Origin of the sequence: Actinoplanes awajinensis subsp. mycoplanecinus, assembly GCF_001509495.1 — a bacterium.
Classification (GTDB): domain Bacteria; phylum Actinomycetota; class Actinomycetes; order Mycobacteriales; family Micromonosporaceae; genus Actinoplanes; species Actinoplanes palleronii.
In genome coordinates this window covers 219967-238228 of sequence record NZ_LLZH01000318.1, presented here as the reverse complement: position 1 = coordinate 238228, position 18262 = coordinate 219967, and the positions used below count along the sequence as shown (strand labels likewise).

Genomic DNA, 18262 nt, shown 5'->3' with positions numbered 1-18262 from the left:
TACAAGAAAGTGGAGGTAGTTCCTCAACTTCCCCTGCTAGCCTGCCGAAGTGGAGGCTGTACCTCAACTTCTCGAAAGGCCATGATGAGCACCCTTACTGATCGACCCCGCGGTGCCGGACGTGAGGCGCCCGTCGTCTCCCCGCCATCCGACGGCCGCTGGTGGGCGCTGGTAGTGCTCGCGATGGCCCAGCTGATGGTGGTGCTGGACGCCACGATCGTGAACATCGCACTGCCCACCGCGCAGGCCGACCTCGGCTTCTCGGACGCCAGCCGCCAGTGGGTGGTCACCGGTTACGCCCTCGCCTTCGGCAGCCTGCTGCTGCTCGGCGGCCGGCTCTCGGACTTCTTCGGCCGCAAGCGGATGTTCCTCATCGGCTTGATCGGCTTCGCCCTGGCCTCGGCGCTCGGCGGCGCGGCCAACGGCCTGGAGATGCTGATCGTCGCCCGTGCGCTGCAGGGTGCCTTCGGCGCGGCGCTCGCCCCGGCGGCCCTCTCGCTGCTCTCCACGACGTTCACCCAGCCCGCTGAGCGCGGCAAGGCGTTCGGCATCTTCGGCGCCATCTCCGGCGCCGGCGGTGGCATCGGCCTGCTGCTCGGCGGCGTGCTCACCGAGTACGCGTCGTGGCGCTGGTGCCTCTACGTCAACCTGGTGATCGCCGCGCTGGCCGTGGTCGGCGCGATGTTCAAGCTGAAGGACGAGCCGGTCGGCGCGCACGGCAAGATCGACGTGCCGGGCACCATCGCCGCCGTCATCGGTCTGGTCGGCCTGGTCTACGGGCTCGGCAAGGCGGAGACCGACGGCTGGACCGCGGGCTGGACCCTCGGCCCGATCGCCGTCGGCGTGGTCTCGCTCGTCGCGTTCGTGCTGATCGAGCGCCGGGTGGACAACCCGCTGCTGCCGCTGCGCGTGGTCCTGGACCGCAACCGGGGTGGCTCGTACGCCTCGATCGCGATCGCCGGCGCCGGCATGTTCGGCCTCTTCCTCTTCCTGACCTACTTCCTGACCGCGGTACTGCACTTCACCCCGGTCAAGACCGGTCTGGCCTTCCTGCCGATGCTCGGCTCGGTCATGCTCACCGCCACCACGGCCGGCTCGATGCTGACCCCGAAGATCGGCCCGCGCCCGCTGGTCCCGCTCGGCGCGCTGATCGCGGCCGGCGGCATGCTCTTCCTGACCCGCCTGCAGCTCGACTCCAGCTACGCCTCCGGCGTCCTGCCCGGTCTGATCATTGTCGGCCTCGGCCTCGGCCTGGTCTTCGCGCCGACCCAGAACGCCGCCACCTCGGGCGTCGAGCACCACGACGCCGGTGTCGCCTCCGCAATGATCAACACGGTCCAGCAGATCGGCGGCTCGATCGGCACGGCCCTGCTCAGCTCGTTCGCCGCCACCGCGGCCAGCGACTACCTGGTCGGCAAGGAGCCCACCGCGCAGGTCGTCGCCCAGGCCCAGCTGGCCAGCTATCACACCGTCTTCTGGTGGTCGACCGGCTTCTTCCTGCTGGCCGCCGTCGTCGCCGCGGTCCTGTTCCGCACCGGCCCGCTCGACGTCGACCCGGACGCCCCGCCCGCCATGGCCCACTGATCCCGTTCCTGTAGCCGAGAGCCAGCCGGTCCATCCGGCTGGCTCTCGCCATGTCCGGACCTCGCCGAGGCCGCTGCCGGTCCGGACCGCGGCGCGTCTCCCGGCAGTGGCTGGCCCTCAGGGGTGCGTCCGCGCCGCGGACACACCCCTGAGGCCCAGCCGGGACCTTGAGTTCCTGGCGCCGGCGTACTTCGGGCGCTGCTGACCGAACCCACCGAGGAGCGGCTGCTCGCCCTCGCGGCCGGCGGGCACCGCCCGGCGCAGCGCGCGCTGCTGGACGCCGGTCGCCTGATCGGGCGAACCGTGGCGGTGGTCTGCGACGTGCTGAACCCGGCCGTGGTGGTGGTCGGCGGGCGCTTCACCGAGCCCGGGGCGTACGTGATCGACGGCATCCGGGAGGCGTTGCGGCGGCACTGCGCACCGAGCGCCGCGGCGGGCCTGACCGTGGTGCGCGCTCAACTGGGTGCCGAGGCCGAAGCGCTCGGGGCGGTCGAGTCGTTCCTATGACCGGAAGGGGCGCTTTCAGCAGCCCCGGGGACGGAGACTAGAGTTCGGCCTGCGGCTCTCCCCGGGCCGGCAACGCTGCCGATGAGGACGTTCCCGGGGATTCTTCGAGCTATCTGCATCTCGCTACCCGTTCAGGGGAAGGACGAGGAGAAACATGCGTATCGGCGTGCTCACCGGCGGCGGCGACTGCCCCGGTCTCAACGCGGTCATCCGGGCCGTTGTCCGCAAGGGCGTCACCGCTTACGGCCACGAGTTCGTCGGGTTCCGCGACGGCTGGAAGGGCCCGCTGGAGGGTCTGACGAAGCCGCTGGGCATCGCGGAGGTCCGTGGCATCCTGCCGCGCGGCGGCACGATCCTGGGCTCCTCCCGCACCAACCCCTTCAAGATCGAGGGTGGCGTCGAGCGGATCAAGGCCAACCTGGCCGAGCAGGGTGTCGACGCTCTGGTCGCGATCGGCGGCGAGGACACCCTCGGCGTCGCGACCAAGCTGAACGACCTCGGCGTGAACGTCGTCGGCGTGCCGAAGACGATCGACAATGACCTCAACGCGACCGACTTCACCTTCGGTTTCGACACCGCGGTGAACATCGCGATGGAGGCCATCGACCGGCTGCACACCACCGCCGAGTCGCACCACCGCACCCTGGTCGTCGAGGTCATGGGCCGGCACGCCGGCTGGATCGCGCTGCACGCCGGCCTCGCCGGTGGCGCGAACGTGATCCTGCTGCCGGAGCGCAAGTTCGACGTCGACCAGGTCGCGACGTACGTGACCAAGCGCTTCCAGGTCGAGTACGCGCCGATCGTCGTGGTCGCCGAGGGCGCCCAGCCGCTGGACGGCCAGATGGTCACGCACAACCAGGAGCTCGACAGCTTCGGCCACGTCCGCCTCGGCGGCATCGGCCAGTGGCTGGCGCAGCAGCTGGAGGAGAAGACCGGCAAGGAGGCCCGCACGGTCGTCCTCGGTCACATCCAGCGCGGTGGCACCCCGACCGCGTTCGACCGGGTGCTCTCCACCCGCTTCGGCCTGCAGGCGATCGACGCGGTGCACGAGGGCGACTTCGGCAAGATGATGGCGCTGCGCGGCACCGACATCGTCCGGGTCCCGCTGATCGACGGCACCGGCGAGCTCAAGACCGTTCCGCTGGAGCGGTACCAAGAGGCCGAGGTCTTCTTCGGCAACTGATCGTGCTGTGATGAATGCCGGGGGCGGCTCGCCCCCGGCATTCTTTTTGTGAACGGAGCTTCGCGTTGACCAAGCACACCGTCGCGGTCCTCGGCACCGGCAAGATGGGCGAGGTCGTCCTCGCCGGCCTGCTGCGATCCGGCTGGCCGGCCGACCGGCTGCTGATCACCGCCCGTCGTCCGGAGCGCGGCGCGGAGCTGTCCGGAAAATACGGTGTTGCGGTGGTCGGCAACGTGGAGGCGGCCGCCCGCGCCGACATCCTGGCGATCGGGGTCAAGCCTCAGGACGCCGGGAAGCTGCTGGACGAAATCGGTCCCGCGCTCCCCGCCGGGAAGCTCGTCGTCTCGCTCTGCGCCGGCCTGCCGACCGGGTTCTTCGCGGCCCGGCTGCCCGAGGGCACCCCGGTGATCCGGGTGATGACCAATACCCCGGCGCTCGTCGACCAGGGGATGACCGCGATCTCCGCGGGTCCGCACGCCACCGAGGAGCACCTGGCGCTCGCCGAGGAGATGTTCCGGCCGGTCGGTTCGACCGTCCGGGTCCCGGAGTCCCAGCAGGACGCGGTCACCGCGCTCTCCGGCTCCGGCCCGGCCTACTTCTATCTCCTGGTCGAAGCCATGATCGACGCGGGTGTCCTGCTCGGCCTGCCCCGCCCGGTCGCACACGAGCTGATCGTCCAGACCGCGATCGGCTCCGCGACGATGCTCCGCGACGCCGGCGAACACCCCGTCAAACTCCGCGAAGCGGTCACCTCACCGGCCGGCACCACAGCCGCCGCGCTCCGCCAACTGGAGATCCACGGCGTCCGCGCCGCGATGTCCGCCGCCCTCGAGGCCGCCCGGGACCGTGCCCGCGAGATCGCCGCGCAAGCCGTCTGATCAACCCCTGTTCGGTACGAACAACGGAGCTCCCGCCGCAGGCTACGAGCCACGCCCCCCCGGGGGAGCGGCCGCGGTCTGGCGCGGGTGTGCCCGGCTGGTTCTGAGGGCCGTTATCCCGGTCTGATAAGGGCGCTGAGAGCCAGCCGGGGGCCTGGGGCGCGGCTGGGCGGTGCGTGGCTGCGGTCTCGCGTGGCCGCTGCCCGGGGGCGTGGCTGGTAGCCTCCGGCGGGGACTCCTCTATTCGTACAAAATAGGGTTTAGTACCAAATAGCGATCTGACTGTCGCCGTCTTCCTCGGGTGGGGAGGGGTAGGACAGGGCGGAGCCGGTGGCGACGCGGTGGGCGGTCCAGGCGACCGCGGCGGCGTCCAGGATGTCGTCGGGCGGGGCCTGGCCGGCCGGGCCGAGCTGGTCGGGCAGGACGATGCCGTGGCGGGCCAGGAGTTCGCGGCGGCGGGCCTGGCCGGCCCAGGTCTTCTTGGCGAACGGGAGCGTCTCGCCGGCCATGGTCCGGAACGACACCTCCGGGTGGGCCTCGAAGAGCAGCTTGGGGTGACGTTCCCAGAGCGCGTTGGCCTCGAGCAGCTTGGGCCGCAGCGCCCAGGACTGACGGCTGAGGCCGGCGCCGGTGAGTTCACGGCACAGGCGGTTGGCGGTGGCGAAGTCCGGTTCCATCCAGACCGCGCGTGGCGGCACCCGGAACACGCTGCCGCGGCGGGGGCCGAGCTGGTCGGCGGCGAGCGTGTCGGCGCTGCGCCAGCGGTCGGGCAGCATGCCGAGCGGGATGTCGACACCGATCACCGCGGCGCCGGAGCTGCCCGCGACGATCTCGTAGAGCGTGGAGGCGAGCACCGCGCGGCCGAAGGCGCCGTCGCGGAGCTCGACGCCTACCCAGCCGAGGGCGTAGGCGTCGACGCCGATCACGTGAAGGCTCATCGGCAGCTCAGCGGGGCAGCGGCCGCACGACGGCCGGGACCGGCTCGCCACCGGGCCCGGCCGGCTCGGAAACGTCGATTTCCGCGGCGGGGCCGGGCTGCCGGTGGGCAGACTGGGTGCCGGACCGCGGGGTCGGTCCGTGGTGCGAGGCCACATTGACCACCGGCGGGACCGGGCCGCGGTGGCGGTCCAAATCGGTCACGCCACCGGTGGGGGCGTCAATGCTGACGTCGAAGATGGTCATGACCGAAGACTACTGGGTGTGGTGGGTTGAATGCACGCCGTGTTTGCGCCCAAGCGTCTGTTAAAGAGACCTTAAAGCTGTTCACCTCGCTTGACTGTTGTTAATCGATGTGACTACGGTCTCTGCATCCCTCCCTCTGGAAAGTTTCTTAAATAAAACTGAGGAGACCGTAGTGGGCAAAACCCTCCGCCGGGCGCTGCTCGTCAGCGCGGTCGTGATCGGGGCCTCCGCCTCGGTCCCGCTCGTGCAGGCGAACGCCGCGACCGCGTGTGCCACCGCCTGGTCTGCCACGGCCACCTATGTGAAGGACAACACCGCCTCACAGAGTGGCCACAACTACACCGCCAAGTGGTGGACCCAGAACGAGTCCCCGGCCACCCACAGTGGTGCCTGGGACGTCTGGATCGACAGCGGCGTGTGTGGCGGTACGACCACCCCGACCACCGCTCCGACCACCACCCCGCCCACCACCACCCCGACGACGGCGCCCACCACGACGCCGCCGACCACCACCCCGACCACGGCGCCGACCACGACGCCGCCGGGGACCGCGGGCAAGAACGTCGTCGGCTACTTCGCCGAGTGGGGCGTGTACGGCCGCAACTACCACGTCAAGAACCTGGTCACCTCGGGTTCGGCCGCGAAGCTCACGCACATCCTGTACGCTTTCGGCAACACCACCGGCGGCCAGTGCTCGATCGGTGACTCGTACGCCGACTACGACCGCGCGTACTCCGCGGCCGAGAGCGTCGACGGCGTCGCCGACACCTGGGACGCGGGCGCGCTGCGCGGCTCGTTCAACCAGCTGCGCAAGCTGAAGAAGCAGTACCCGAACATCAAGATCATCTGGTCGTTCGGTGGCTGGACCTGGTCCGGTGGCTTCACCCAGGCCGCCGCGAACCCGACTGCGTTCGCGAACTCCTGCTACAACCTGGTCAAGGACTCCCGCTGGTCCGATGTCTTCGACGGCATCGACGTGGACTGGGAGTACCCGAACGCCTGTGGCCTGAGCTGCGACGCGAGCGGCCCGGACTCGTACAACAAGGTGATCTCGGCGCTGCGCACCAAATTCGGCTCGAGCTTCCTGATCACCTCGGCCATCTCCGCGGACGGCTCCAACGGCGGCAAGCTCGACGTCGCCGACTACGCCTCCGGCATCGCGAAGCTGAACCTGGTCTTCCCGATGACGTACGACTACTTCGGCGCGTTCGCCGCGCAGGGCCCGACCGCCCCGCACTCGCCGCTGACCTCGTACACCGGTATCCCGCAGGCCGGGTTCTACTCGGACGCCGCGATTCAGAAGCTGAAGAGCAAGGGCGTTCCGGCCAGCAAGATCCTGCTCGGCATCGGCTTCTACGGCCGCGGCTGGACCGGGGTCAAGCAGGCCGCTCCGGGTGGCAGCGCGACCGGCGCCGCTCCCGGCACGTACGAGGCGGGCATCGAGGACTACAAGGTCCTCAAGTCCAGCTGCCCGGCCAACGGCACGGTGGCCGGCACCGCGTACGCGTACTGCGGCACCAACTGGTGGAGCTACGACACCCCGTCGACGATCGCCGGCAAGATGACCTACGCCAAGAACCAGGGTCTCGGCGGCGCGTTCTTCTGGGAGTTCTCCGGCGACACCAGCAACGGTGAGCTGATCAGCGCCATCAAGGGCAACCTGTAAATTTTGAGAATGCGGGGCACCGGGTCCAGGCCCGGTGCCCCGTTTTCGTAGGCTCTTACCATGCGCCGTGAGTGGCACCAGCTCAGTCATCCGGGAGTGGCGACCTCCCGCCCGTCCACCGACTCCGCCGAGGACGAGGCCCTGGGCCTCGATCGCTGGCGGGACCTGCCCAGGGTGCAGATGCCCCCCTGGCCGGACATGGGTGAGGTCGCCTCGGTCTGCAAGGTCCTGGAGAACGTCCCGTCGATCGTCGCGCCGTACGAGGTCGACCAGCTCCGCGCCCGGCTCGCCGAGGTGTGCGAGGGCAAGGCGTTCCTGCTCCAGGGCGGCGACTGCGCCGAGACGTTCGCCGACAACACCGAGAGTCACCTGCTCGCCAACGCGCGCACGCTGCTGCAGATGGCGGTGGTGCTGACGTACGGCGCGTCGATGCCGGTGGTCAAGGTGGCCCGGGTGGCCGGTCAGTACACCAAGCCCCGGTCGTCGCTGACCGACTCGCTCGGGCTGGCGGCCTACCGCGGCGACATGATCAACTCGCTGGACCCGGATGACGCGGCCCGGGTGTCCGACCCGCAGCGGATGATCCGGGCGTACGCGAACTCCGCGGCCGCGATGAACATGCTCCGGGCGTACCTGGCCGGTGGCCTCGCCGACCTGCACGGGCTGCACGACTGGAACAAGGACTTCGTCCGGGCCTCGCCGGCCGGCGAGCGCTACGAGGCGATCGCCCGCGAGATCGACCGGGCGCTGGACTTCATCCGCGCCTGCGGGATGACCGACGCCGAGGCCCTGCGTACGGTCAGCCTGTACTGTTCGCACGAGGCCCTGGCACTGGAGTACGACCGGGCGCTCACCCGGGTCTCCGGCGACAAGGCGTACGGGCTCTCCGGCCACTTCCTCTGGATCGGCGAGCGCACCCGTCAGCTCGACCACGCGCACATCGACTTCATCAGCCGGATCGCCAACCCGATCGGTGTGAAGCTGGGCCCGTCCACCAGCCCGGAGACCGCGATCGAGCTGTGCGAGAAGCTCAACCCGGAGAACATCCCGGGCCGGCTCACCCTGATCAGCCGGATGGGCAACGGCAAGGTGCGCGACGCGCTCCCGCCGATCGTGGAGAAGGTGCACGCCACCGGCGCCAAGGTGGTCTGGCAGTGCGACCCGATGCACGGCAACACCCACGAGTCCTCGAACGGGTACAAGACCCGGCACTTCGACCGGATCGTCGACGAGGTGCTCGGCTACTTCGAGGTGCACCGCGGCCTCGGCACCCACCCGGGTGGCATCCACATCGAACTGACCGGCGAGGACGTCACCGAGTGCCTCGGCGGCGCACAGGGCATCGAGGACCTCGACCTGCCCGACCGGTACGAGACCGCCTGTGACCCCCGCCTGAACACCCAGCAGAGTCTGGAACTGGCCTTCCTGGTGGCGGAGATGCTCCGTGGTTGATCTGCGATCCGACACCGTCACCCGGCCCACCCCGGCGATGCGCGAGGCGATGGCGTCCGCCGAGGTGGGCGACGACGTGTTCGGCGACGACCCGACGGTCAACGCGCTGGAGCGGCACGTCGCCGACCTGTTCGGGCACGAGGCGGCGCTGTTCGCCCCGTCCGGCACGATGGCCAACCAGATCGCCCTGCAGCTGATCGCCCCGCCCGGCGGTGAGCTGCTCGCCGGTGCGGACGCGCACGTGGTGACGTACGAGCTCGGCGCGGCCGCGCTGCTCGGCGGGATCTCCACCCGGACCTGGGGGTCGACCGGCGCCACGCTGAACGTGGACCGGATCGCCGACATGATCCGCCCGGCCGGCTTCCCGTCGGTGCCGACCGCGGCGATCGCCGTCGAGCAGACCCACAACCTGGGCGGCGGCGGGGTGATCCCGCTGGCCACCCTGCGGGACCTGCGCGCGGTCGCCGACGCCAACCGGGTCGCGCTGCACTGCGACGGCGCCCGGATCTGGCACGCGCACGTCGCCGACGGAGTGCCGCTGGCCAGCTACGGCGCGCTCTTCGACACCCTCGCGGTGTGCCTGTCCAAGGGCCTCGGCGCCCCGGTCGGCTCGCTCGTGGTGGGCAGCCGGGAGCACATCGCCCGGGCCCGGGTGATCCGCAAGCGGATGGGCGGGGGCATGCGGCAGTCCGGCATCCTGGCCGCCGCCGGCCGGTACGCCCTGGACCACCACGTGGAGCGGCTCGCCGAGGACCACGCCCGGGCCCGCCGGCTCGCCGAGGGGCTGGCGCCGCTCGGTGTGGTCGACCCGGCCAAGGTACGGACCAACCTGGTGCCGCTCGACCTGACCAAGTCCCCGCTGGACGCCGTCGAGCTGGCCGCCGCGGCGGCCGAGCGCGGTGTGCTGATCGCGGCGATGCTGCCCCGCCTGGCCCGCCTGGTGGTGCACCTGGACGTGGACGACGCGGACATCGACGAGGCGACCTCGGTGCTAACCGTTCTGCTCTCGTAATTTCCCACAGGCGTGGCCCGGCGGTCCCGATGAATCCTTCGTGATGGCGAAGACTTCTCGGGCCCGCAGGGCCACTACCGCATTCGCGGCCACCGCTGTTGTCGTAGCCGGCAGCGTGGCAGTGACCCTTGCCGAGCCGGCCGCGGCCTTCTCGGCGACCGGAGCCTTCCAGGCCGTTGTCTCGACGGCACCCACGATCTCCAGCAGCTCGCCGACGGTGGGCGAGACCGAGGGCGGCACCGCTGTCGTCCTGCTGGGGACGGGCTTCAAGAAGGTCGACACCACCGACCTCGAGTCGGTCCTCTTCGGGGTGATCCCGGCGACCCGGATCGAGGTCGTCTCCGACACCAAGATGATCGCGGTCAGCCCGCCGGGCACCGGCACCGTCGTGATCACGGTGAAGACCAGCGGCGGCACCAGCCGCTCCGCCCCGAAGTTCGGGTACCGGATGCTGCTGACCGCCACCTTCGACAGTGTCGCGGCCAAGGCGATCGGCGGCACCGAGATCCCGGTCGAGGTCGGCGGGGGCTCGGTCGGCGTGTCGGCGACCGCGTTCGCGTCCATGAAGATCACCGCGACCGTCGGCGGCCTGGCCGCGAAGGTCAAATGGGTGGACGAGACGCACGTCAAGGTGGTCACCCCGGTGTCGATGAAGACCGGCCCGGCCGTCATCCAGTTCAACCACGACGGTTACGCCGGCACCCCGTCCACCTCGGTGGTCAACGTCTTCCCCTGGGTCAGCTCGACCGCGCCGACCGCGGCCAACGTCGTGGGCGGCGACACCATCAAGATCGCTGGAGCCGGCTTCCTCAGCGTGGACGAGACGAACGCCGACGCGGTCACCATCGGCGGCGTCCCGGCGACCTCCTTCGAGGTCACCTCCGGAACCCTGATCACGGCCGTCGTGCCGGCCACCAGCACCATCGGGACCGCGGTGGTCAAGGTGACCACGCCGGACGCGTCCAGCGCGGACGACGGGCCGCTGCTCAGCTACCGCGGACCGCTCGCCGTCGACATCGCCGACGACCAGTTCCTCCGGGCCGGCGGCGGCACGCACGTGCTGGCCGTCACCGGCGGCTCGCTCGGCGACAGCACCAAGGACTTCGCCGCCGCGCAGATCACCCTGCTGCTCGGCAAGACCAAGCTCACCCCGACCTACGTGGACGCCACCCACCTGCGGGTCACCGTGCCGGCCTCGAACGCGGAGTCGGCCGAGGTGCGCCTGTTGCAGGGTGTCGTCCCCGGACCGGCGGTGACCGTGCCGATCGCGCCGGTGGTGACCGCTCTCTCGCTGATCGCCTCACCGATCACCGGTGGCAAGAGCATCCAGGTCAAGGTGGCCGGCCTGGGCGCCGCCACCGCGACCGACTTCACCTTCGGTTCGAACGCGGCGACCTGCCAGAAGGGCAGCGCCAGCGCGACCGTGACGTACGTCTGCACCGTCCCGTCGGCGACCGATGCCGGTCCGGTGCAGGTGCGCTTCACCTCGGGTAGCGGTGCCGCGAGCCGGTACAGCGCTGCTGCCACGTTCAGCTACACGGACCTCGACTGACGATGGAGAAGGTCATGACGTACTCGAAGAAGTCCCGTCGTGCCGCCGGTATCGCCGTGGCGGCCGTGGTCGTGGTCGGCGGCGTGTCGGCGGCCGGCAGTGCCTTCGCGGCGCCGGCCCGGGTCCTCCCGTCCGGCACGGTGTCGGTGCTCGCCGACAGCGACGCGCTGACCGTGGAGTTCGAGGACAAGGTCTCGGCCAAGCTGGCCGGTGGCACGGTCATCCCGGTGACCGTCGGCGGCGGCACGGTGGGCGCCACGGCGGCCGCGTTCGGCGCCCTGAAGATCACCGCCAAGGTCGGTGGCACCGCCGCCAAGATCGCCTGGGTGGACGAGACCCACCTCAAGGTCATCGCGCCGTCGTACTCCAAGGCCGCCGCGGTGTCGATCCAGCTGTTCGTCAAGGGTGTCGCCCAGACCGAGTCGACCACGCTGGTGGCGTACCGCCCGACCGTCGCGACGGTGGCGCCCGCCAAGGTCAGCGCGGCCGGCGGCGCGCTCGTGACGATCAACGGCGCGGGCTTCCTCGCCGTCGACCCCGACGACCCGGACGCGGTCACCTTCGGCGACACCGCGGCGACCTCGTTCACCGTGCTCTCCGGCACCCGGATCACCGCCATCGCCCCGGCCGGGGTGGCCGGCGCCGCCGCGGTGACGATCAAGACCGACGGCGGCAGCAGCGAGGCCGGCGCCAAGACCAGCGTCACCTACGCGACCCCGCTCGGTGTCGACGTCAGCGACGAGCCGGCGTTCAAGGCCAGCGGCGGACCGCTGGTCCTGACCGTCACCGACGGGACGCTGGGCGACTCCGCCAAGGAGTTCGCCACCCAGAAGCTCACCGTGCTGGTGGACAAGCGGGCGTTCAGCGCGACCTACGTCGACGCCACCCACCTGAAGATCGTCACCGGGGCCAGCGCGGCGGACACCGCGCAGGTCGCGGTCGCCCGGGACGGCATCGTCGGCGCGGAGGCCACCGTGTCGGTCGTGCCGGTGGTGACCGCCCTCTCGGCGAACACCTCCACGCTGGCCGGCGGGGTCAAGGTCACCGTCAAGGTGGCCGGCACGAGCATCGGCGACTCGACCGGCATCATGTTCGGCGAGAACGAGGCGGTCTGCCTGAAGCAGGGCGCCGGTGCGACGACGACGTTCGCCTGCGTCGCGCCGCCGGCCACCGCGGCCGGGCCGGTCTGGGTCAGCTTCACCTCCGGTTCCGGCAAGGCCAGCCGGTTCACCGGCGCGGCGGCGTTCAGCTACACCGACAACTGACGGCCCGCCGCGGCGGCGGCGCAGCACGACGAGGGGTGGCCGATCTTCGGCCACCCCTTTCTCAGCGTGACAGGTTCGCGATGGTGTCGATCTCCGCGGCCCGCACGACCTCCTGGTACGCCCGCACGTCGGCGATCGCGCCGGCGAAGCGGTCGGTCCAGGCGCCGTCGTACCAGGAGCGGGCGACCTGCACCGGGCCGGTGGCGTTCCAGGACTGCGGGTGCGCGACGGTGTCCTCGGCGGTGCCGTCGACGTAGAGGGTGATCTGCCGCGCGCCGGCGTCGTAGACCGCGGCCAGGTGGGTCCAGGCGCCGACCACCGGTCTGGTGGTCGAGGACGGGCCGTCCACCACCGGCGACACGACGTCGGTGCGCGGCATGATCAGCCGCCAGGAGTCGGTCCGCTTCTCGTACTTGAGGATGAAACCGCTGCTCGTCGAGCCGGGCTGGGACAGCACGCCGTGCGTGGCGTCGGTGTCGGTCAGGAAGACCCGGGCCATCACGGTGAAACTCTGGTCGGTGCGGATCGCGGGCGCGGAGCCGGAGGCGTAACTGTCGGCGGTGTCCGCGGTCAGCCGCAGCGCGGTGGGTGCGACCGTGCGCCAGCCCGCGCCGGCGCTCAGCGTGGCGGTGTCACTGCCGGCGGCGTCGCAGCCGACAGTGCCGGTGCCCTCGTCGAACGGCCACCACAGGGTGGCCGGGCGGCTCCCGTCGGCGACCTCGGTGGTGGCCGGCGGGCAGGTCGGGGTGACCGCCGCGCCGCCGGTTCCGGTGGCGGGCGCGGTGGCGGGCAGCGCACTGGGCGTCGCGGTGCCACCCGAGGCGAGGTGGACCGCGCCGACGGTGCCGGCGACCGCCACGACCAGCCCGACGGCGGTGAGGCCGGCGCGGCGGCGGCCGGTGGCCGGGCGCTTCCGGGCGTACAGAAGCGGATTTTCCTGGGTCGGCGCGCGATGCGTCGCGGTCGGGACCGTGAGGCGGGCGGACGTCGCGGACGGCGCGGTGAGAGCCGGGTAGGCGCCGGACGGGGCGGACAGCGCGGGTTGCTGCAGGCGGGCGGCGATGTCGCGGAGACGGTACGCGAACTCGGCGGCCGATCCCGGCACCTGCCCGTCGGCGAGCAACCTGATCAGACCTGGTACGGCGGACAGCCCGGGATACCGGGCCAGCTCCGGTGTCGTGGTACCGGGCCGCCCGGTCAGCAGGTGCACCAGCAGCACGGCCAGCGCGGACACGTCGGCGCGCGGCGACTGCTCGGCCGCGGCGAGGGCAAAACCGGTCAGCATCGGCTGCCCGTCCGCGGCCAGCAGCACGTGGTCGGCATCCAGCCGCCCGTGCGTCACCGGTGTCGCGTGCGCCCAGGCCAGCGCGTCGGCCAGGACCGCGGCCAGGGCGAGCGCCCGTTCGGGTGGGAACGGGCCGGACCGCAACGCGTCGGCCAGGGTGCCGCCCCGGACCAGGTCGGTGGCCAGCCAGGCGCGACCAGTAGCGGTCACCCCGCCGGAACGGACCCCGACGATGCCCGGGTGGGCGCCGAGCCGGGCGGCCGACTCGTACCGATCGGCGAAGTCGGCCTCCTGGCGGCGGCCGGACACGTAGCCGTGGAAGATCCGCAGCACCACCCACTCCTGGGCGTGCTCCTCCCAGGCCTGGAAGACGTCCGCCTCGGCACCCGCGCCGATCCGGCGCAGCCGGGTGTAGCCGGCCGGAGTGTCGATCCCCGGTCCGCGCGCGCCATCCACCTTCGCCGGCCTCCCTCGGTCCCGCCGGGGACGGGCCCCAGGCTCCCACGAGGTAACGCGACGAACAGCGGTCCGGCCAACCCCCGTCCGGTCACTTCAAGATCACCGAACGGAGCTGTTGTCAGACCTTCCGCAGGCCCTTGAGCAGCGCGATGTCGGCCGCGTGACCCTCGTGCTCGACCGACGGGGTCTCCACGATGATCGGCACCCCGGCGGTGGCCGGGTGCTGGAACAGCTCGGCGAACGGCGCCGAACCGATCTTGCCGGCGCCGATCGTCTCGTGCCGGTCCCGGGTCGACCCGCAGTCGTCCTTCGAGTCGTTCGCGTGGATCAGCTGCAACCGGCCCGGGCCGGCCGCGGTGACCAGCGCGTCGAGTGTCGCGGTCATCCCGCCCGGGGTGGCCAGGTCGTGACCGGCCGCCCAGGCGTGGCAGGTGTCGAAGCAGACGCCCAGCCAGGGGTGCCCGTCGACGGCGGCCAGGTAGGCCTCCAGGTCCTGGACCTTGGAGGCCAGGCTGCGGCCACCCCCGGCGCTCGGCTCGACCAGCAGCCGCGGCAGACCCTCGGCGGCGGCCGTCTCGAGCAGCGGCAGCAGCTGCTCGTGCAGCTGGTGCATGGCCTTCTCGGCGTGCGCCTCGTCGACCGAGCTGCCGGCGTGGTAGACCACCGCGGTCGCGCCGATCGCCTTGCCCCGCCGCAGCGCGTGCTCCAGCGTGGCGATCGAGCGCTCCACCGTCAGCTCGGTCGGCGAACCGAGGTTCACCAGCAGCGACGCGTGGATGTAGGCGGGCATCTCGCGCTCGCCGATGCCGTCGCGGAACAGCACGTCCTGCTTCGGGTCACCGGCCGGCAGCGCCCAGCCACGCGAGTTGGACACGTACACCTGCAGCGTTTCCGAGCCCGCCGCGTCGACGTACGGGAGGGCGGCCTTGGCCAGCCCACCCGACGTCTTCGTGTGCGACCCGATCCGGCGGTCTAGAAGCACTGCAACTGCACCGGTGACTGCGGGGCGACCTGCGCGTTCGGCTGCGGGTTCTGCGCGAACACGGTGCCGTTCGGGTTGAGGCCGCCGATCTGCACGGTCAGGCCGGCGCCCTCCAGCGTGGCCTTCGCCTGCTGGCACGGCTGCTGGGTCACGGCGGGCACGGTGACCAGCGGCGGGCCCTTGCTGACGTCGAGGGTGATCTCGGCGTTCTTCTCCACCCCGGAGCCCGGTTTCGGCGTCTGCGCGAGCACCTGGTCGGTCGGCTGGTCGCTGTCCTTCGAGCGTTCCAACGCGGTCAGACCGAGCGCCTGCAGCTTGCCGCGGGCCTCGTTGATGTTCAACCCGACCAGGTTGGGCACGGTGATCGGCGCGCGACCCTTGCTCAGCACCACGGTGACCGTGTCGCCGGGCTTGAGCTCGGTGCCGGCCTTCGGGCTGGTGGAGATCACCACGCCTTCCGGCACGGTGTCGCTGTACTGGCCCTTGCCTTCCTTGTATTTCAGGTTGAGCTCCTCGAGGGAGCCCTTCGCGTTCGCCGCCTCCTGGCCGCCCAGGTCCGGGACCGCGTGCACCTCGGGACCGAGGGACAGGATCAGGGTCAGTGTCTCGCCCTTCACCACGCTCTCGCCGGGCGCCGGGTTCTGGCTGACCACCGAGTCCTTGGCGACCGTGTCGCTGTAGGCGCCCGCGTCGGCGTAGAGGACACCGAAGCCGGCGTCCTTGGCGGTCGCCTCGGCCTGCGCCTTGGGCAGGTTCACCAGGCTCGGCGCGTCGGTGTACCGGCCCAGGGTCAGCCACCAGGTGCTGCCCAGCACGACCACGGCCATCAGCGCGATCAGCGCGGTCAGGGTGACCCGGCGCCGGTCGGCGAAGAAGCCCTCCCGGCGGGGTTCGGGCATGGACCGCCCGTACGACGTGGGCCGCGCGCCACCACCCTGCTCGGGCAGCCGCGCCCAGGACGGGCGCTGGCCGGCGCCGTGCTGCTGATAACCACCGGGGACCGGCGGGACCAGCGCGGTGGCGTCCGCGGACGGCACGGTGGGGACGATCGTGGTGGCGTCGGTGACACCGGGCCGGCCGGGGACCGGGCGCAGCAGCGCGGTCTCCACGTTGGCCGCGGTACCCAGCGTGTCGCGGACCGCCTGGACCTCGGTGAGCAGCCGGCCGGCGTCGGTCGGGCGCTCGCTCGGGTTGCGGCGGGTGGCCCGGGCGACCAGGTCGTCGAGGGCCCGCGGCAGGCCGGGGGCGAGCGACGACGGGGCCGGCACGTCGTTGTCGACGTGCTGCCAGGCGACCTCGACCGGGTCCTTGGCGTCGTACGGCACCCGGCCGGTGAGCATCTCGAAGAGCACGATGCCGGCCGAGTAGACGTCGGTGCGCGCGTCGGCCTGGCCGGCCTGCACCAGCTCCGGCGCGACGTAGGCCACGGTCGCCATCAGCTGGCCGGACTCGTCGACGGTGCTCGCCTCGATGGCCCGCGCCAGACCGAAGTCGGCGACCTTGACCACCGCGTCCACCAGGTCGCTGGTGCCGCCGCTGGGCGCCTCGGCGACCAGCACGTTCTCCGGCTTGACGTCGCGGTGGACCAGCCCGGCGCGGTGCGCGGCGGCGATCGCGGCGAGCATCTGCTCGAGGATCGCCAGCGCCTCCACCGGACTCAGCCGCTTGCGCTGGGCCAGCAGGTCACGCAGGGTGCGGCCCTGCACGAACTCCATCACCAGGTAGGGCAGGCCCTCGTGACGACCCTGGTCGTAAACGGCCACGACGTTCGGATGGGTCAGCCGGGCGATCGTCTTCGCCTCGTCGGTGAACCTGTCGACGAAGTGGACGTTCGTAGCCTGGGAGGGGTGGATGATCTTCAGTGCGACGGGACGCCCGAGTCGCTCGTCGGTGGCCCGGTACACCGTTGCCATGCCACCACGGGCCACGCGACCGGTGATCCGGTAGCGCCCGTCAATCGTTGTGCCGATCAACGTATCGGCGACTGTGGTGTCCATCGGCGTGAAGTGTATGTGTCTTTCCGGTGGGGGTGACCCAGGATGTCACAGCTGAGTCCAAACGGGTACCTGAACGGTGATGACCTGCACCGATTCGCCGAGGGTCGGTCCCACATTCCGGTTTTATCCGGCCCGCTGCCATTGCCGGTGACGGTGTCGTCGCTCACCGGGTGCGTCGTCGGGGGTGTCGTCCGGCCCGGGATCGGCCGAGGCGCTGGGCTCCGCGGGCGAGGTGGAGCCGTCCGGGCCGCTCGGCGCCGGGCTGCCCGGGTCCGGGTCGCTGCCGGCCGGGGACGGTGCGGTCGGCGTGGGCACCGGCGGGGTGACGCAGTCACACGGGGGAGTGGTCGTCCTCGGTCGTGGGTGCTCGTCCGGCGAGGCGGTCCGGTGCGCGGTGGCCCGGGGCGCGGTGGTGCGCGGGCCGGCGGGTGATCCCATCCGCGAGGTGGGGCCGCCGGTGGCCGGGGTGACCGGTGGGGCTTCGGCGGTGGCTTTTGTCGTCTTTTTCACGGCAGGCGCGGCGGCCGTGGTGGGTGCCGCGTCCACTTCCGGTTCGGCGGCGGCCACGGCCGACGGCTCCTCGGTGAAGGCCGCGCTCAGGCTGCGGGTGACCACGAGGTACGACCCGATCGCGCCGACCAGCGCCACGAGACAGAACGCCGCAACAGCGACAAATCGCCGTGGTGGCCGAGCGTCCGTCTCCGGTGGCACGGTGCGCCACTCCATCAGCGAGCCGGGGAACGTGCTCAGCCCGGTCGAGGTGACGTCCGGCCCGTCGGTGTGCTCGGCCGGGCGCCGGCCCAGGTCGTACTTGACCGAACGCCAGGCACCGCGCAGCTCGGCGCGGATCCTTCGCCACAGGCTCATCAACTGTTCTCCGTTCTGGTCTGGCACGCTGTACGGCGTGAGCGAACCTGTCATCACCGAACCGACCGGATGGATCAACCTGCCGGACGTGTCCGAGAAGCTCGGCGTCTCGATCAGCAAGGTGCACCAGATGATCAAGGACGGTGACCTGCTGTCCGTGCGCCGTGACGGGATCCGTCTGGTGCCCGAGGAGCTGATCGCCAACGACACCGTCCGGCAGCATCTGCCCGGTGTGCTGACCGTGCTCCGCGACGCCGGGTACAACGACGAAGAGGCGTTCCGGTGGCTGTACGCGGCCGACCCGGAGGTCGGCGGCAGCGCGGCGGCCGCGCTCGGCACCTGGCAGGCCCGTGAGGTCAAGCGGCGCGCACAGGCGCTGGGTTTCTGAGCC

At 71.4% G+C, this 18262-nt stretch carries 16 protein-coding genes; 10 read left to right on the top strand and 6 right to left on the bottom strand.

Going from position 1 to position 18262, the window contains the following annotated elements; genetic code table 11:
* Window positions 1-84 precede the first annotated feature (84 nt).
* From ADL15_RS42555 to proC, 4 genes are all read left to right on the top strand, one after another.
* A complete protein-coding gene (locus ADL15_RS42555) occupies window positions 85-1584 on the top strand; it encodes a DHA2 family efflux MFS transporter permease subunit (RefSeq protein ID WP_067704945.1) in 1500 nt (499 codons plus the stop codon).
* A 198-nt stretch (window positions 1585-1782) separates the two neighbouring features.
* Window positions 1783-2091: an ROK family protein gene (locus ADL15_RS42550; RefSeq protein ID WP_157441956.1), complete on the top strand. Its 309-nt coding sequence runs from the start codon at window positions 1783-1785 to the stop codon at window positions 2089-2091.
* 154 nt (window positions 2092-2245) lie between these two features.
* A complete protein-coding gene (locus tag ADL15_RS42545; RefSeq protein WP_067704615.1) occupies window positions 2246-3274 on the top strand; it encodes a 6-phosphofructokinase in 1029 nt (342 codons plus the stop codon).
* Between the two features lie 14 nt (window positions 3275-3288).
* The gene (gene proC / locus ADL15_RS42540; protein WP_067704612.1) at window positions 3289-4152 is read left to right on the top strand and encodes a pyrroline-5-carboxylate reductase; all 864 of its coding nucleotides are present in this window, start codon (window positions 3289-3291) and stop codon (window positions 4150-4152) included.
* Between the two features lie 260 nt (window positions 4153-4412).
* On the opposite strand, the gene ADL15_RS42535 is transcribed toward proC, so the two are convergent.
* Window positions 4413-5090 (bottom strand): DUF429 domain-containing protein, encoded by a 678-nt coding sequence (locus ADL15_RS42535; protein ID WP_067704606.1) that lies wholly within the window; start codon window positions 5088-5090, stop codon window positions 4413-4415.
* A 7-nt stretch (window positions 5091-5097) separates the two neighbouring features.
* Window positions 5098-5334: a hypothetical protein gene (locus ADL15_RS54730; RefSeq protein ID WP_067704602.1), complete on the bottom strand. Its 237-nt coding sequence runs from the start codon at window positions 5332-5334 to the stop codon at window positions 5098-5100.
* A 172-nt stretch (window positions 5335-5506) separates the two neighbouring features.
* Between ADL15_RS54730 and ADL15_RS42525 the strand changes: the two genes are divergently transcribed.
* The 5 genes from ADL15_RS42525 to ADL15_RS42505 all read left to right on the top strand — a co-directional run bounded on the left by ADL15_RS42525 (window position 5507) and on the right by ADL15_RS42505 (window position 12281).
* Window positions 5507-7000, top strand: coding sequence for a glycosyl hydrolase family 18 protein (locus ADL15_RS42525; RefSeq protein ID WP_067704599.1), 1494 nt, complete (start codon window positions 5507-5509; stop codon window positions 6998-7000).
* A 60-nt stretch (window positions 7001-7060) separates the two neighbouring features.
* Window positions 7061-8452 (top strand): class II 3-deoxy-7-phosphoheptulonate synthase, encoded by a 1392-nt coding sequence (locus ADL15_RS42520; RefSeq protein WP_067704595.1) that lies wholly within the window; start codon window positions 7061-7063, stop codon window positions 8450-8452.
* The gene (locus tag ADL15_RS42515; protein ID WP_067704592.1) at window positions 8445-9464 is read left to right on the top strand and encodes a threonine aldolase family protein; all 1020 of its coding nucleotides are present in this window, start codon (window positions 8445-8447) and stop codon (window positions 9462-9464) included. The genes ADL15_RS42520 and ADL15_RS42515 overlap by 8 nt, the downstream gene beginning before the upstream one ends.
* Window positions 9465-9579: 115 nt before the next feature.
* Window positions 9580-11016 (top strand): IPT/TIG domain-containing protein, encoded by a 1437-nt coding sequence (locus tag ADL15_RS42510; protein ID WP_198171260.1) that lies wholly within the window; start codon window positions 9580-9582, stop codon window positions 11014-11016.
* Window positions 11017-11030: 14 nt separating this feature from the next.
* Window positions 11031-12281 carry an IPT/TIG domain-containing protein gene (locus ADL15_RS42505; RefSeq protein WP_157441955.1) on the top strand — a complete coding sequence of 417 codons (1251 nt, stop codon included), beginning with the start codon at window positions 11031-11033 and terminating at the stop codon, window positions 12279-12281.
* 61 nt (window positions 12282-12342) lie between these two features.
* On the opposite strand, the gene ADL15_RS42500 is transcribed toward ADL15_RS42505, so the two are convergent.
* From ADL15_RS42500 to ADL15_RS42485, 4 genes are all read right to left on the bottom strand, one after another.
* Window positions 12343-14022, bottom strand: a complete 1680-nt coding sequence (locus ADL15_RS42500) for a LamG-like jellyroll fold domain-containing protein (RefSeq protein WP_067704583.1) — start codon at window positions 14020-14022, stop codon at window positions 12343-12345.
* Window positions 14023-14143: 121 nt separating this feature from the next.
* Window positions 14144-15007, bottom strand: coding sequence for a deoxyribonuclease IV (locus tag ADL15_RS42495; RefSeq protein WP_198171259.1), 864 nt, complete (start codon window positions 15005-15007; stop codon window positions 14144-14146).
* On the bottom strand, window positions 14998-17004 hold the full coding sequence (gene pknB, locus ADL15_RS42490; protein ID WP_067704580.1) for a Stk1 family PASTA domain-containing Ser/Thr kinase: 2007 nt from the start codon (window positions 17002-17004) through the stop codon (window positions 14998-15000). The genes ADL15_RS42495 and pknB overlap by 10 nt, the downstream gene beginning before the upstream one ends.
* A gap of 123 nt (window positions 17005-17127) precedes the next feature.
* Window positions 17128-17871, bottom strand: a complete 744-nt coding sequence (locus tag ADL15_RS42485) for a hypothetical protein (RefSeq protein WP_067704577.1) — start codon at window positions 17869-17871, stop codon at window positions 17128-17130.
* A 37-nt stretch (window positions 17872-17908) separates the two neighbouring features.
* Between ADL15_RS42485 and ADL15_RS42480 the strand changes: the two genes are divergently transcribed.
* Window positions 17909-18259, top strand: coding sequence for an Rv2175c family DNA-binding protein (locus ADL15_RS42480; protein ID WP_083972443.1), 351 nt, complete (start codon window positions 17909-17911; stop codon window positions 18257-18259).
* The last annotated feature ends 3 nt before the right edge of the window (window positions 18260-18262 follow it).